We start from the raw sequence: 15,647 nt of genomic DNA, 5'->3' as shown, positions 1-15,647 counted from the left end.
GAACCGCCGCGTGAAAGGCCCACACCGTCCACCCCGCCTGCCGCTCCCCCTGCGTCGGCTGCTGTTGTTATTGCTGCCGCTGGGCCTGGTCGTGGTCATGTGGCAAACCGCCCAGATGGCGCGCGAGCAAGCCCTGCAGACCTTGGTGCGAGAGGCCGAGAACGAGCTGCGGCTCTCCGCTGCCGGCCTGGAAGGGCACCTGACTCGTCATGACTACCTGCCGCAACTGCTGGCCTCGCGCGAAATGGTGCGACGCTTCCTGCTCAACCGAGGACAGCAGGACCCGATGCCGCTCAACCTGTTGCTCGACCAGTTCCGCGCCACGGCGGATGTATCGGACGTCTACCTGCTGGATGCATACGCCAATACCGTAGCAGCCAGCAACTGGCATCGGCCGGATACCTTCATTGGCCAGAACTACGCCTTCCGTAGCTACTACCAGGACGCCATCGAGGGCAGGCGCGGTCGCTTCTACGGCCTGGGCGTGCAGTCACTCGAGCGCGGCTACTACTTCTCGGCCCCAGTATGGCTGGACGACACCGCTCCCGACGCTCGCCCCAGCGGCGTGATGGTGATCAAGGTGCTGCTCGACGCCGTCGAGGCGAGCTGGGCCGAGCAGGATGCCGAATTGATGGTGACCGACGAGGACGACATCATCTTCATGGCCAGCCACCCCGCGCTGCGCATGGCCGCACTGCATCCACTCTCCGAGGAGGAGCGCCAAGCGCTGCTGGCTACCCGTCGCTACGCCGACGAGCCCCTGGCCCACTCCGGCATCGAAATCTTCGCGGATCGCGACGACGGCAGCCAACTGGTGCGGTTCACCCAAGGTCCCTTGAGCGGGAGCCGCTATCTCGGCCTGGCCCGCCACATGGAGGCGTTCGGCTGGGACATGCACATCCTCAAGCCGCTGGACTCGGTCTATAGCGCCCAGTGGCTGGCCGCCGCGCTGGCCGGGGGGCTCTACGGCGTGGTCACCCTGGCCGGCGGCATCGGCTGGCAGCGACTGCGCCTGCGCCGGGAGCGCGAGCTGTTCGCCGAGCGCGAACGCCAGACCCTGGCTCACGCACGAGACGAGCTGGAGCGCAATGTCGAGCACCGTACCCGCGATCTGCTGGAGACCAACCGCCGGCTTTCCGACGAGATCGAGGAGCGCCGCCGGGCCGAGGAGAACCTTCGCCAGACCCGCGACGAGCTGATTCAGGCCGCCAAGCTGGCCGTACTCGGCCAACTGGCCGCCGGCATCAATCATGAACTCAACCAGCCGCTGGCCGCCATCCGCGCCTACGCCGAGAACGCCCGCGCCTTCCTCGAGCGTCAGCGCCTGGAGGCCGCCGATGCCAACCTGGCCCAGGTCGTCGAGCTGACCGAGCGCATGGCCGAGATCAGCGCTCAGCTGCGCCAGTTCTCGCGCAAGAGCGAAAGCTCGCTGACGGCGGTGTCGGTGCAGGCCTGCTTCGGGTATGCCCTGCGGCTCTACCAGAACCGCCTGCGCGAGGTCGAGGTGATCCGCTGCTGGGAGGACGAGGTCTGGGTGCATGCCGACCTGGTGCGCCTCGAGCAGGTCCTGGTCAACCTGATCGGCAATGCGCTGCAGGCGATGACGGAGTCGCCCGCCCCCAAGCTCTTCCTGAGCGTCGAGGTCGAGCCGGCACAGGTGCGGATCAGCGTCACCGATAGCGGGCCGGGCATTCCCGAAGCGCACCTGTCGCGCATCTTCGAACCCTTCTTCACCACCAAGTCGCCGGGCAGCGGGCTGGGGCTGGGCCTGTCGATCTCGGCACGCATCATCAACGACCTGGGAGGCAGCATCGAGGCCGCCAACCAGCCTGGCGCCGGCGCACGCTTCACCATTACCCTGCCCCGCGAGGAGCGTCCCGACACCTCCCAGACATCGCCAACCCAGGAGCAGCGCTCACATGCATGACCCGGCGGCCATTCCGGTACTGATCATCGACGACGAACCCCACCTGCGCATTACCGCCGGCCAGACCCTGGAGCTGGCCGGCTACCAGCCGGAACCCCACGCCAGCGCCGAGAGCGCCCTGGCAACGCTCACGTCCGATTTTCCCGGCGTGATCGTCAGCGACATCCGCATGCCCGGCATGGATGGCATGGCCCTGCTGCGCGAGGTACGCCTGCGCGACCCCGACCTGCCGGTGATCCTCATCACCGGCCACGGCGACATCTCCACCGCGGTGGAAGCCATGCGTGAGGGAGCCTGGGATTTTCTCGAGAAACCCTTCGCCGGCGAGCGCCTGGTCGAGATGGTGCGCCGCGGTGTCGACAAGCGCCGGCTGAGCCTGGAGAACCGTCAGCTGAAGGCCGAACTGGAAGCGCAGCAGGCCGCGCCGGGGCCGCGCCTGGTGGGACGCACCCCCGCCATCCAGCGTCTCGCTTCCATGGTGCAGCGCATCGCCCAAGTGGAAACCGACGTGTTGCTGTTCGGCGAGACCGGTACCGGCAAGGACCTGGTGGCACGTGCCATCCACGAACGCAGCCCACGCGGCGGCCACCCGTTCGTCGCCATCAACTGCGGCGCGGTGCCGGAAAGCATCATCGAGTCGGAGCTGTTCGGCCACGAGAAAGGGGCCTTCACCGGCGCCGTGGAGCGGCGCATCGGCAAGTTCGAGTATGCCAACGGCGGCACCGTGTTTCTCGACGAGATCGAATCGATGCCGCTGGCACTGCAGGTCAAGCTGCTGCGGGTACTGCAGGAGCGCTGCGTCGAGCGTCTCGGCGCCAATGAGGCCGTACCGCTGGACATTCGCGTGATCGCCGCCACCAAGGTCGATCTCAAGCTGGCCGCCGAGGCCGGCGAGTTTCGTGAAGACCTCTACTACCGGCTCAACGTCGTCACCCTGCCGATCCCGCCGCTGCGCGAGCGGCGTGAGGACATCCCCCTGCTGTTCCAGCATTTCGCCGTGGTCGCCGCCAACCGCAGCGGACAGGAGACCCCTCCGCTGGACGCCGGCGGCATCTCGACCCTCATGGCCCATGATTGGCCCGGTAACGTGCGCGAGCTGCGCAACCTGGCCGAGCGCTACGTACTGCTGGGCTCGGCCTTCGACCACCGCCTCGACGTGCTGCTCGAAGGCGTCGAGGTGGACAACGCCGAACTCGCCCTGCCGCAGCAGGTAGAGCTGTTCGAGAAGAGCGTGATCAGCCAGTCGCTGGTCAGCCACCGCGGACGTATCACCGAGGTCTGCGAGCATCTCGGCCTGCCGCGCAAGACGCTCTACGACAAGCTGCGCAAGTACGGACTCAAGGCCGAGGACTACCGCCAGAAGGTCGAACCCTGAAGCCACAGCGCCTGCAGGGAGGCGAAGGGCGGCAGCCAGGGCAGCAGGCTCGCCGCGATCAGCAGCATGAGCAGCGAGTTGCCTGGCGCGCGGTAGTCGAACAGCTTGAGAGCGGTGCCGAAGGAGCGCTTGAGCCGCGCACCGGTAAGATCCACGCTGTAGAGTTCATCGAGCAGCAGGTGGATGCAATACCCCAGCAGCAGCGCCACCCCTTGGGCCCAGGCGAGCCAGGCCGGCTGGCCTAGCCACTGATAGCCGGCAGCGCTGGTCGCCAGCCCGCACAGCGCGGCGGCGAGCAGCGAATGCCAGATGCCGCGATGCACGGAAAAACGCTTGAAGATCGGACTGAGCACGAGACGCACCCCGATATAGAGCCCGCCGCACACCATCAGCAGCGCCCCTGGCTCGAGCTGGGCATGCAGCAGCAGCACGCCCACCACCACCGACATCACGGCCATGGTATTGAAGATCAGGCGCACGGCGTGGGAGTGATCGGCGTCGATGTCGGGCAGGATGCCGCCGAAGGCGGTCAAGACCCCGAGCGGCAGCGCCTCTCCCGGGGACCAGAGCCCTCCTTGCCAGCCGGCAACGGCCAGCAGGGCACCGCCCCCCACGGCGGCACTGAGATGGGTACGAAAGTCGGCCATGCCGGGCAAACCCCAAGCAACTGGATAAAAAAACAGATTATTACTTGCCCGGCGCAGAAAAACAAAGGCTTGTCGTCGGAAAGGGAGGCGTGGCGTTACTCGGCAGATGCCTCGCCACACTCGGCCAGATACTGATCCTTCAGCTTCACGTAGTTGCCGGCGGTATAGGGGAAGAAGGCACGCTCCTTGTCCTTCAGGGGGCGCAGCGCCTTGGCCGGGTTGCCGGCATAGACGAAGCCGCTTTCGAGACGCTTGCCCGGCGTCACCACGGCGCCGGCGGCGATGATCACCTCGTCCTCGACCACCGCGCCGTCCATGACGATGGCGCCCATCCCCACCAGGATACGGTTGCCCAGCGTGCAGCCGTGCAGGATGGCCTTGTGCCCGATGGTGACCTCGTCGCCGATGGTCAAGGGGAAGCCTTCGGGATTGAAATCGCTGGCGTGAGTGATGTGCAGCACGCTGCCATCCTGCACGCTGGTGCGCGCCCCGATGCGGATGCGGTGCATGTCACCCCGAATCACCGCCATGGGCCAGACCGAGCAGTCATCACCCAGCACCACGTCGCCCAGTACCACGCTGGCCGGGTCGACGAAGACCCTGGCCCCCAGGGTGGGTCGCGTGCCACGCCAGTGGCGGATGGAATCGCTCTTACTCATGCATGCCTCCCGTTCGGCCCCGTGGCCGGCGCCTCTTGTCTACCACAGCCCTGCCAACAGCACCATCGCCGCCAGCGGAATCGAGATCCAGCGTACCACCCCTTGCCACAGGCGAAAGCCCGCCCCACCGGCACCCAGGGCCGCCTGGGCTGCCTCGCGCGGCATGACCCAGGCGGCGAAGGTGGCGATCAGCAGCCCGCCTACCGGCAGGAATATCTCGGTGGGAATGGTGGTGACCAGGTCGAAGGCGTTCATCCCGAACAACGGGCGCCATTCGGCCAGGGTCGAGAACGACAGCACCGACAGCAGCCCCACCAGCCACACGGCAACGCCGACCAGGGCAGCGGCCTTGCCGCGACCGAACCCCAACCCCTGCAGGGTAGCCACCATGGGTTCGGCCAGGTTGATCGACGAGGTCCAGGTCGCCAGCAGCAGCAGCAGGAAGAACACGCTGAGCCAGAGCGCCCCCCAGGGCAGCTCGGCGAAGGCAATCGGCAGGGTGACGAACATCAGCCCCGGCCCCTCGCCCGGGTCCATGCCCTGGGAAAAGACCACCGAGAAGATGGCGATACCGGCCAGCAGCGCCACGCTGACGTCGAGGACGGCGACCGCCCCGGCCGCATGAGGCAGGCTCTGGCGCTCCGGCATGTAGGCGCCATAGGCCATCAGCGCACAGGCGCCCACCGCCAGGGTGAAGAAGGCGTGCCCCATGGCATGCATCACCACCTGCGGGGTGATGGCCGAAAAATCCGGCCGGAACAGCCAGACCAGCGCCGTGCCGAACCCGTCGGTGGTGGCAGCGTAGCCCGCCAGCAGCAACAGCAACAGGTAGAGCAGCGGCATCAGCAAATTGTTGAGGCGCTCCAGCCCCTTGGCGACGCCCCCCGCGACCACCGTCATGGTCATGAACAGAAACAGCGTATGGTTGAAGGTCATGCGGCGCGGGTCGCCGAAGAAGGCCTCGAAGCCGGCCGCGATATCAGCGGCAGCGCGCCCGTTGAAGTCGCCGTTGACCGCCGTGATGAGGAACTCGATGGACCAGCCCGAGACCACGGAGTAGAACGACAGGATGCAGAACACGGTGAACGCGCCGAACAGCCCCAGCAATCGCCAGTAGGGACTGGCCCCGGCCTGGCCGGCCAGATGCCCCAGCGACTGCATGGGCGCGCGCCGCCCGGCGCGGCCGATGAGGATCTCCGCCATCATCACCGGCAGCCCCAGCAGCAGCACGAAGAGCACGTAGAGCATCAGGAAGGCGGCGCCACCATTCTCGCCGGTGATGTACGGGAAGCGCCAGATATTGCCAAGCCCCACTGCCGCGCCCGTTACCGCCAGGATGAAGGCTCGCCGTGTACTCCAGCGCTCCAGGGTTGCGTTCATGCCGTCACCTCGACTTTCGTGGAGGCGCAAGCCTATCAGGCCGGCCCGCCGCCACCAATCCCCCGGCGGGATTGAAACCCGCCGCCGGCGGCCGCATCTAACTGCTTATCCGTCCATCCGCCCACTGCAACCCGAGGTGCGCATGCCCCACAATCCGCTGCTCGAGCCCCACGAGCTGCCCCCTTTCGCCGAGATCAAGCCGGAGCACGTGGTACCGGCGATCGACAAGCTGCTCGCCGACAATCGCACCGGCACCGAGGCCTTGGTCGAGCGCGCACAGCGGGAGGCACCGACCTGGGCGAGCCTGGCCGCGCCGCTCGAGGCGCTCAACGACCGGCTGTCCCGGGCCTGGTCGCCGGTCTCGCACCTCAACGGCACCATGAACTCCCCGGCCTTGCGCGAGGCCTACCAGGCCTGCCTGGGCAAGCTCTCCGACTACAGCACCTGGCTCGGCCAGCACGAGGGGCTGTTCCGTGCCTGGCAGGCCCTCAAGGAGGGACCGGCCTGGGCCGAGCTGGACGAAGCGCAGCGTCGCAGCGTCGACAACACCCTGCGCGACTTCCGCCTCGCCGGCGTCGACCTGCCGGGAGACAAGAAGACGCGCTATGGCGAGATCAAGGCGCGCCTGTCGGAGCTCTCCAACACCTTTTCCAACCAGCTGCTCGATGCCACCCAGGCGTGGCACAAGGACATCGGCGACGCGGCCAGGCTGGCCGGCCTGCCGGAGAGCGCCCTGGCGACGCTGGCCGCCAACGCCGAGGCCAAGGGGGTCAAGGGGTACCGCATCACCCTGGATTTCCCCAGCTTCTATCCGGTACTGACCTTCGCCGAGGACCGCGAGCTGCGCCGCGAGGTCTACACCGCCTTCGTCACCCGCGCCTCGGATCAGGGCCCCAGTGCCGGCGAGTACGACAATGCGCCGATCATCGAGGAGACGCTGGCCCTGCGCCACGAGCTGGCCGAACTGCTCGGCTTTGCCAGCTACGCCGATCTGTCGCTGGCCACCAAGATGGCCGAATCGCCGCGCCAGGTGCTGGACTTCCTCGAGGACCTGGCCCGCCGCGCAGTACCCCAGGCCCGGGAGGAGTTCGCCGAACTCGAGACCTATGCGCGCGAGACTCTCGGCCTCGCCGAACTGGCGCCGTGGGACGTGGGCTACGTCAGCGAAAAGCTGCGCGAGGCGCGCCACGCCATCTCCCAGGAGCAGCTGCGGCCCTACTTCCCCGCCCCGCGGGTGGTCGACGGCCTGTTCCGGGTGGTCGAGCGGCTCTACGGCGTCGCCTTCGAGGAGGACACCGACGCACCGCGCTACCACCCCGAGGTGCGCTACTTCCGCATCCTCGAGGACGGCGAAGCGATCGCCGGCTTCTACCTCGACCTCTACGCCCGCGAGGGCAAGCGCGGCGGTGCCTGGATGGACGAGTGCCGGGTGCGCCGCCGCCGCGAGGACGGCGGCCTGCAGCTGCCGGTGGCCTACCTGACCTGCAACTTCACCCGTCCGGTAGGCGACAGGCCGGCGCTGTTGACCCACGACGAAGTCACCACCCTGTTCCATGAGTTCGGCCATGGCCTGCACCACATGCTGACCCGGCAGACCGTGGCCGAAGTGTCCGGCATCAACGGCGTGGCCTGGGACGCGGTGGAGCTGCCCAGCCAGTTCATGGAGAACTACTGCTGGGAGCGCGAAGGCCTCGACCTGATCGCCGGCCACGTCGACAGCGGCGCTGCGCTGCCCGCCGAGCTGCTGGAGCGCCTGCAGGCGGCCAAGAACTTCCAGTCGGCCATGGGCCTGGTGCGCCAGCTCGAGTTCTCGCTGTTCGACCTGCGCCTGCATCATGAGCTCAGCGCCCCCACGGCGGCCGAGGTACAGGCCCTGCTCGATGAGGTGCGCGACGCCGTAGCGGTCGTCCCGAGGGCCGACTTCAACCGTTTCCAGAACGGCTTCAGCCACATCTTTGCCGGCGGCTACGCGGCGGGCTACTACAGCTACAAGTGGGCCGAGGTCCTCTCCGCCGATGCCTGGAGCGCCTTCGAAGAGGCCGGCATCTTCGACCCCGAAACCGGCCGGCGCTTCCGCCACGAGATCCTCGAGCAGGGCGGCGCCCGCGATGCCGCGGAGCTGTTCCGCGCCTTCCGCGGCCGCGAGCCCAGCGTCGAGCCACTGCTGCGTCATAGCGGCATTCGCGCCGCCTGACAGCAATCGCCGGGCGCGGTATGGTAGGCACCAGACCACCGCGCCCGGTGGCACACCCACGGAGTTTTCATGGCCGTTCAGAAACGCTTCATCGCCGGCGCCGTGTGCCCCCGCTGCGGAGAGATGGACCGAATCCGCGCCTGGGAACAGCACGGCGTGCGCTATCGTGATTGCGTCAGCTGCGACTTCTTCGAGCAGGCAGCCATCGAGGACGACACGGCTGCCGAGCTGGAGACCCGCGTCAATCGCGAGCGCGAGGAGCAGCAGCGCAATGCCATCCAGACCGTAAGGATCCTCGACCCCGGGAGCCGCTGAGCTTGACGGGCGAGGCGACCCCCGGCGACGCAGCTCGCCAGGGCAGGCGGCAGCGTCTGGAGCTGTTCGGCCTGGCGGCAGCGGCCGCCCTGCTGCTGTCACGCCCCGACCTCGCCACCCTGGTCGCCGGCCTGGGCCTGTTCCTGTGGGGTATGACCTGGCTGGAAGATGCCGTCAAGCGACTCTCCGGCGGCACCCTCGACCGCTGGCTGCATGCCGCCACGTGCCACCCTGCGCGCGCCATCGGCGTCGGTGCGCTGGCCACCGCCCTGGTCCAGTCCAGCTCGCTGGTCACGCTGCTGGCAATGTCCTTCGTCAGCGCCGGCCTGATCTCCCTGCCAGGCGCCATCGCGCTGCTGTTCGGCGCCAACCTGGGCACCACCACCGGCGCCTGGCTGATCGCCACGTTCGGCCTGCGCTTCGACCTGGCCCATTACGCCATGCCGCTGCTCGCCCTCGGCCTGCTCGGCCGCTATCGGTTGAGCGGCGCCTCGGCCGGTATCGCCGGGCTGCTGCTGGGCATCGGCCTGCTGTTCCTTGGCATCGACTTCATGAAGCTCGGCTTCGAGGACTGGCAGGATGGCCTGCGCCTGGATGGGCTGGTCGGCAGCCGGCTGTGGCACTGGCCGCTGTTCGTACTCGCCGGCATCGTCGCCACCGTCGTGATGCAGTCGAGCCATGCCACGCTGCTGCTCACCCTGACCGCACTGGCCTCGGGCCAGCTGCCCTACCTGCCGGCACTGGCCATCGCCATCGGCGCCAATATCGGCACCACCGTCACCGCCGTGCTGGGCGCCATGTCGGCGGGCGCCGCCGCGCGGCGCCTGGCCGGCGCCCATGTGATCTTCAACCTGGCGACCGCCATGGTCGCGCTGGTACTGCTGGTGCCACTGGCCTGGCTGGTGGATGCCATCGCCGAGCTGGCGGGGCTGGCCGAGTCAGCCTGGCCGCTCAAGCTGGCGCTGTTTCATACTCTCTTCAACCTGCTGGGAATCGCGCTGATGCTGCCCTGGCTTTCGCGCCTGGCCAATCTGCTCGAGCGCCGCTTCCCCGAGCCGCACCGGCTGCCGCCGACCCAGGCGCGCTATCTCGACAGTGCCGCCCTGAACCACGCCGATACCGCCATCAGCGCCATGCAGCAGGAGTGCCGTCGTCTCGATCGCCGGGCCTACCACCTGCTTTGCACGGCCATCCTGCTGCCCAGTGCCGAAGTCATCGGCCACCCGCCACAGCGGAGCGCGGTGGAAGCCCGCATCGATCCCGATATCTGGGCCCCCGTCAATGCTCGCTACCACGAGCGCATCAAGCCACTGCTGGCCGAGATCCTCGCCTTCCAGGCACGCATCGACGTCCCGCTCACCGCCGCCCAGCAGGCCCAATTGGAGGCTTTGCAGGCACGCTCGCTGCGCATGGTGGAAGCAGTGCGATTCGGTGAAGTGCTGCAACGCAGCCTGCTGCGTCACGCGGCACCGGCGAGTCCGCTGCGCGAAGCGCATGACGCCCTGCGCCTCGCCGTGGCCGACGGCCTCAACCGGCTAGCCGAGGGCGAAGAGGGGCTGGCGATCACCCTCCCCATCGAGGAGGTCCGTCACCACTGGCAGCACGAGCTGGCCAAGCGGCTGCGCGAACACCGCCTCGACCCTTGGCTCGCCTCGTCGCTGATGAACGACCTGCACCAGGCCAGCCGCCTGGCGGCGGCGCTGGCCGAGCCCACCCCGCCCTGAGCCACCGGCAAACCGCTCGGAAGTGAGCGGTTTTCCACACACTGCCCCCGCGTGTCTGTGCGAGACTCCAGCCCCGGCCTGCGAGCCTGACTTCGACCTTGGTCGTAACCAACAACGGCAACGCATTGTTGCGTCTAGGTAAACAGTCAATTGGCACGGCCCCTGCTATGTCATCATGCCATAAGCGAGCCCGGCGCCCGGCGCCTTGGCTCGTTCTGCACCATACTGTTCAACAGCGTGCCGTGAGGCCGCTGATGCATAACCACAAATGTAACGGAGATAGCCATGCGCAACGTCACACCCAAAGTGCTCACCGGCACGCTGGCCAGCGCCCTTGTGCTCGCCGCCGCTTCGGCCTCTGCCCAGGATCGCTCCGACTGGCCGAGCAACTTCACCGTGGGCACTGCCAGCCAGGGCGGCACCTATTTCGTCTACGGCTCGGGCTGGGCCAACCTGATCGCTGACGAACTCGACATCTCCGGCGGCGGCGAAGTGACCGGCGGCCCGACCCAGAACCTGGCGCTGGTGCATGGCGGCGACGTGGCCTTCGGCCTGACCACCATGGGCCCGGCGTCGGACGCCGTGAAAGGCGAGAGCCCGCTGGCTCCGGGCGTGCCGATGGACAACGTCTGTGCGCTGTTCCCGATGTACGAGACGCCGTTCTCCATCACCGCCCTGTCGAGCAGCGGCATCGAGTCGATCTCCGACATCCCCGACGGCGCCAAGATCGGTTTCGGTCCTGCAGCCTCCACGTCGGACACCTACTTCCCGGCGATGCTGGAGGAGCTGGGGGTAAACTTCGAGCGCCGCAACGGCGGCTGGAACGACCTGGGCGGCCAGCTGCAGGATGGCCTGCTTGACGTCATCGCCTTCGCTGCCGGCATTCCGATCCCGGCGGTCAGCCAGTTGGAAGTGCAGACCGACGTGAACATCATCGAGTTCACCGAGGAAGAGCAGCAGCAAGTGATCGAGGCCTTCCCGGTTTCCGAGTTCATGATTCCCGCCAGCACCTACGAGACGCTGCAGGAGGATGCGCGTGCCGTCTCCATGTGGAACTTCGCCATCGCGCGTTGCGACCTGCCGGAAGATTTCGTCTACGAGGTCACCAAGGTGACCATGGAGAACAACGACAAGATGCGCAACGTGCATCGCAGCGCCGAGCACAGCGTGCCCGAGAACCTGAAGCACAACAAGGTGCTGCCGTTCCATCCGGGTGCCGTGCGCTGGTATGAGGAAAACGGCTACGAGATCGACGAGTCACTGAAGAAGTAAGCAGCCTCGCTCGGCCTATGCCCCGCACCGCCCGGTGCGGGGCATGTCATGATACAGCAGCAGCACTACACCCGAGGGTGACATCCCCATGAGCAACACGTCCGATTCCCGTCCCGGGGCTTCCGAGGAGGCGGTCGTCAAGACCCCCGACTCCATCGCCGAAGGGGTCGACGAGGATATCGTCGAATCCAACCGTCGGCTCTACGTCGGCTGGCACTGGCTGGTCATCGCCGCCCTGGCCATCTTCTATTCCGGCTTCCATCTGTTCTCGCTGAACGTCTATCCGATGGAAACCTGGTCGTTCCGCATCGTGCATATCGCGGGTGCGCTCGTCCTCGGCTACGCCCTCTATGCCGGGACCCGCTTCGCCAACGAGGAAGGAACCGACCGGTCCCCGACCTGGCTGGCCTGGGCCAGCTACGCCCTGCTGCTTCCCGGCCTCTACGCCCTGGTCCAGGTCTTCCTGATGTATCAGGAAATCCGTGGCGGCGCCATGCGCATCGACCCCGCGGTCGAGACCTGGCACTTCGGCTACCCGCTGCTGGCCGCGACCGTCGGCGGCATTCTGCTTGCCTGGAGCTATCGCCAGGTACGCGAGAAACTCTCGCCTGCCGATCTGGTGCTGATGGTCTGTGCCGTGGCCAGCGCCGGCTACCTGCTGGTGATGTTCAATACCCCGCTGCGCGCCTCCACCGGCACCGCCTTCGCCCCCGTCGGCATCACCTGGGCGGCCATGGCGGGCTCGCTGTTGATTCTCGAGCTGACGCGCCGCGTCGCCGGTCTGGCCCTGGTCATCATCTCGGCCATCTTCCTCGCCTACGTCTGGGCAGGCCCCTATCTGCCGGGCTTCCTCGGCTATCCCGGCCTGTCGCTTAACCGCTTCTTCAGCCAGGTCTATACCGACACCGGCATCCTCGGCCCGACCACCGCGGTCTCCTCGACCTACATCATCCTGTTCATCATCTTCGCCGCCTTCCTGCAGGCCTCGAAGGTCGGCGACTACTTCGTCAACTTCGCCTTCGCCGCCGCCGGCCGCGCCCGCGGCGGCCCGGCCAAGGTGGCCATCTTCGCCTCGGGTCTGATGGGCATGATCAACGGCACCAGTGCCGGCAACGTGGTTTCCACCGGCTCACTGACCATTCCGCTGATGAAGAAGGTCGGTTACCCGGGCCGCAGCGCCGGCGCCATCGAGGCTGCCGCCTCGACCGGCGGGCAGATCATGCCGCCGATCATGGGCGCCGGTGCCTTCATCATGGCCGAGGTGACCGGCATCCCGTATACCGAGATCGCCGTGGCGGCGCTGATCCCGGCCATCCTCTACTTCGCTTCGATCTACTTCATGGTGGACTTCGAGGCCGCCCGCAAGGGCATGCGCGGCATGCGCAAGGACGAGATTCCGCAGTTCCGTCGCCTGGTCAAGCAGGTCTACCTGTTCGCCCCCATCATCATCCTGATCGCCGCCCTGTTCATGGGCTACTCGGTGATCCGCGCCGGCACCCTGGCCACCGCCTCGGCGGCCGTGGTGAGCTGGATCTCGCCCAACAAGATGGGCCCGGCGGCGATTCTCCGGGCGCTGCAGCTGGCAGGGACCATGTCGATCCAGATCATCGCCGTGTGCGCCTGCGCCGGCCTGATCGTCGGGGTGATCTCGCTGACCGGCGTCGGCGCGCGCTTCTCTTCGCTGCTGCTCGGCCTGGCCGGTGTCAGCCAGCTGCTCGCGCTGTTCTTTGCCATGTGCATCAGCATCCTGCTGGGGATGGGCATGCCCACCACGGCGGCGTATGCCGTGGCAGCGTCGGTGGTGGCCCCGGGCCTGATCAACATCGGCATTCAGCCCCTGGTGGCGCACTTCTTCGTGTTCTACTTTGCGGTGGTCTCGGCGATCACGCCCCCGGTGGCGCTGGCGTCGTACGCCGCGGCAGGCATCTCCGGCGACAATGCCATGTCCACTTCCGTGGCGTCGTTCAAGATCGGCCTCGCCGCCTTCATCGTGCCGTTCATGTTCTTCTATAGCCCGGCCATGCTGATGGAAGGCTCGTGGCTGCAGATCCTGCGCGTCGGCGTCACCGCGACGCTGGGCATCGTACTACTCTCCGCGACCGTCCAGGCCTGGTTCTTCGGCCCGGTGAAGGCCTGGATACGCCTGGTGATGTTCATCGGCGCGCTATTCCTCATCTATGGCGGCATCTATACCGATATCGTCGGTCTCGCCATCGGTGCGTCGCTGTTCCTGTTCCAGCGCAGCACGCATGGAGGCGGCGCCAAGCCCGTCACCTCGAGTTGATGGGCTCGACACTGGCATGACGAGAAGGGCCCCGCCACTTGGCGGGGCCCTTCTCGCTTCAAGGTCTCGCGGCCGCTGCCGCCGAAGGCTCAGGATTCGACCACACCGCAGGCCATGCGGCTGCCACCCCCGCCCAGCGGCTCGGGCTCGTCTGAGTAGTTGTCGCCCCCTTCATGGATCATCAGGCTGCGATCCTGGAGGTCCTCGGCGCTGAGCCGCGGCGCCAGCAGTGGCAGGGTTGCGTTACCGTCCTCGTCGACGATCAGCACCGGCAGATCGCCCAGGTGACCTTCAGCATAGGGCCCTTCGTGGCTGCCGGCATCCTCGGGGTCGTAGTGGCTGCCGGCCTTGCCGGCGGCCTGCATCTCGCCCGAGTCGTTCTCCCCCGGCTCGCAGCTGGCGTTCTCGTGAACGTGGAAACCGTAGACACCGGGAGGCAGCTCGCTCAGGTCGGGGGTGAGCAACAGGCCGTGGTCGGTGTCTTCGAAGCTGATGGTCCCGATGGCATCCTCGACCCCATCGGCCGTCACCAGATTCATCTCGACCTCCTGCCCCTGCTGGGCCTGAGCGGCTCCCGCGGCGAGCAGCAGGGCTGCAGTGACTCCTGTCAATTTGGCATGGCGCATCGAGCGTCTCCTGTTCCGGGTTCCATGGACGTGCAGGAACAGGCTAGTCCCAGATTCAGCGCGCTGCCAGAGTGCCATTCAGGTTGTCGAGGATCTTCAGGCAAGGTTCGGCCTGGTTGAGGGTATAGAAGTGCAGGCCGGGGGCACCGCCCTCGAGGAGGCGCTGACACAGGCCCGAGACGACCTCCGTGCCGAACCTGGCAATGGCTTCGCTATCGTCGCCGTAGGCCTCGAGCTGCTTGCGGATCCAGCGCGGGATCTCGGCACCGCAGGCGTCGGAGAAACGCGCCAGCTTGGTGTAGTTGGTGATCGGCATGATGCCGGGCACGATGGGCGCCTCGACGCCCAGGGCACGGGCACGCTCGACGAAGTGGAAGTAGGCGTCGGCGGAGAAGAAATACTGGGTAATGGCCAGGTTGGCCCCGGCCTTGACCTTGCGCGCGAAGTTCTCGAGGTCGCGCTCGAAGCTCGGCGCCTGGGGATGGGACTCCGGATACGCGGCTACCGCGATCTCGAAATGGTCGCCGGTCTCGTCGCGAATGAACTCCACCAGCTCGTTGGCGTAGCGCAGTTCGCCGATACCGCCCATGCCGGATGGCAGGTCGCCACGCAGTGCCACGAGGCTGTCGATCCCTTCCTCGCGATACTGGGCGAGCAGGTCACGCAGTTGAGCCTTTTCGCTGCCGATACAGGAGAGGTGCGGTGCCGTGGTGACGCCCGCTTCGCGCACGGCCCGCACGGTATTCAGCGTGCGGCTCTGGGTCGAACCGCCGGCGCCGTAGGTCACGGAGAAGAAACGCGGGTTCCGCTCAGCCAAGGCATCACGCACCCCCATCAGTTTCTCGCGCCCCGCATCGGTGTTAGGGGGGAAGAATTCGAAACTGATGCCCAGCGGGTACGGCGTGCTCATGAATGACTCTCTCTGTAACAGGCGCCGTTCGGCGTCGCCCGCGGGGCGGCGTGAACGTGCGCTCGGCTTGCGAATCCCTGCATTCTGCCGTCCCGGCTGGCGCCTGACCAATGAAAAGTTTCACGCTGCTGCATGAGCCTGGGTCATGTTAGAAGCCCGGGCAGATCGCGCCACGAGGCCAACGCCCAGACACATGACCACTTCACACGGCTGCACGAAGGCAACTTTGCTAACAAAAAGTCGCCGCCGTCGCATTGACCCTGCTTCGAGTGGCGGCGACGCTGAAATGGAAGGGTTTCGGGCCCGGGCAGGGAGAGCACCGGGCGGGATCGAA

General features: G+C 67.1%; 12 protein-coding genes. 7 read left to right on the top strand and 5 right to left on the bottom strand.

Going from position 1 to position 15,647, the window contains the following annotated elements:
- Nucleotides 1-10 precede the first annotated feature (10 nt).
- A complete protein-coding gene (locus HNO51_RS01975) occupies nucleotides 11-1,927 on the top strand; it encodes a sensor histidine kinase (RefSeq protein ID WP_242597182.1) in 1,917 nt (638 codons plus the stop codon).
- Entirely contained in the window at nucleotides 1,920-3,302 is a 1,383-nt protein-coding gene (locus tag HNO51_RS01970) for a sigma-54-dependent transcriptional regulator (RefSeq protein ID WP_197449396.1), read from the top strand. The genes HNO51_RS01975 and HNO51_RS01970 overlap by 8 nt, the downstream gene beginning before the upstream one ends.
- On the opposite strand, the gene HNO51_RS01965 is transcribed toward HNO51_RS01970, so the two are convergent.
- The 3 genes from HNO51_RS01965 to HNO51_RS01955 all read right to left on the bottom strand — a co-directional run bounded on the left by HNO51_RS01965 (nucleotide 3,278) and on the right by HNO51_RS01955 (nucleotide 5,988).
- Entirely contained in the window at nucleotides 3,278-3,949 is a 672-nt protein-coding gene (locus HNO51_RS01965; RefSeq protein ID WP_209538349.1) for a metal-dependent hydrolase, read from the bottom strand. The genes HNO51_RS01970 and HNO51_RS01965 overlap by 25 nt on opposite strands.
- 95 nt (nucleotides 3,950-4,044) lie before the next feature.
- Nucleotides 4,045-4,608, bottom strand: a complete 564-nt coding sequence (locus HNO51_RS01960) for a gamma carbonic anhydrase family protein (protein ID WP_209538348.1) — start codon at nucleotides 4,606-4,608, stop codon at nucleotides 4,045-4,047.
- A 39-nt stretch (nucleotides 4,609-4,647) separates the two neighbouring features.
- Entirely contained in the window at nucleotides 4,648-5,988 is a 1,341-nt protein-coding gene (locus tag HNO51_RS01955) for a sodium-dependent transporter (RefSeq protein ID WP_209538347.1), read from the bottom strand.
- Nucleotides 5,989-6,130: 142 nt separating this feature from the next.
- On the opposite strand from HNO51_RS01955, the gene prlC reads away from it, so the two are divergent.
- From prlC to HNO51_RS01930, 5 genes are all read left to right on the top strand, one after another.
- Complete coding sequence (gene prlC / locus HNO51_RS01950; RefSeq protein WP_197449392.1) at nucleotides 6,131-8,182, top strand: oligopeptidase A; 2,052 nt, start codon at nucleotides 6,131-6,133, stop codon at nucleotides 8,180-8,182.
- 69 nt (nucleotides 8,183-8,251) lie between these two features.
- Nucleotides 8,252-8,497: a YheV family putative zinc ribbon protein gene (locus HNO51_RS01945; RefSeq protein WP_197449391.1), complete on the top strand. Its 246-nt coding sequence runs from the start codon at nucleotides 8,252-8,254 to the stop codon at nucleotides 8,495-8,497.
- A 2-nt stretch (nucleotides 8,498-8,499) separates the two neighbouring features.
- Nucleotides 8,500-10,221, top strand: a complete 1,722-nt coding sequence (locus tag HNO51_RS01940; protein ID WP_209538346.1) for a Na/Pi cotransporter family protein — start codon at nucleotides 8,500-8,502, stop codon at nucleotides 10,219-10,221.
- A 285-nt stretch (nucleotides 10,222-10,506) separates the two neighbouring features.
- Nucleotides 10,507-11,493 carry a TAXI family TRAP transporter solute-binding subunit gene (locus HNO51_RS01935; RefSeq protein WP_209538345.1) on the top strand — a complete coding sequence of 329 codons (987 nt, stop codon included), beginning with the start codon at nucleotides 10,507-10,509 and terminating at the stop codon, nucleotides 11,491-11,493.
- 88 nt (nucleotides 11,494-11,581) lie between these two features.
- Nucleotides 11,582-13,777 (top strand): TRAP transporter permease, encoded by a 2,196-nt coding sequence (locus tag HNO51_RS01930; protein WP_197449388.1) that lies wholly within the window; start codon nucleotides 11,582-11,584, stop codon nucleotides 13,775-13,777.
- Nucleotides 13,778-13,866: 89 nt separating this feature from the next.
- Here the strand turns inward: HNO51_RS01930 and sodC are convergent, their stop codons facing one another.
- On the bottom strand, nucleotides 13,867-14,403 hold the full coding sequence (gene sodC / locus HNO51_RS01925) for a superoxide dismutase family protein (RefSeq protein ID WP_197449387.1): 537 nt from the start codon (nucleotides 14,401-14,403) through the stop codon (nucleotides 13,867-13,869).
- A gap of 55 nt (nucleotides 14,404-14,458) precedes the next feature.
- Nucleotides 14,459-15,313, bottom strand: coding sequence for a methylenetetrahydrofolate reductase [NAD(P)H] (gene metF, locus HNO51_RS01920; RefSeq protein WP_197449386.1), 855 nt, complete (start codon nucleotides 15,311-15,313; stop codon nucleotides 14,459-14,461).
- Nucleotides 15,314-15,647 lie beyond the last annotated feature (334 nt).

The sequence above is a fragment of the Billgrantia sulfidoxydans genome (assembly GCF_017868775.1).
Classification (GTDB): Bacteria; Pseudomonadota; Gammaproteobacteria; order Pseudomonadales; family Halomonadaceae; genus Halomonas; species Halomonas sulfidoxydans.
This window is presented reverse-complemented; position numbering and strand designations above follow the sequence as displayed.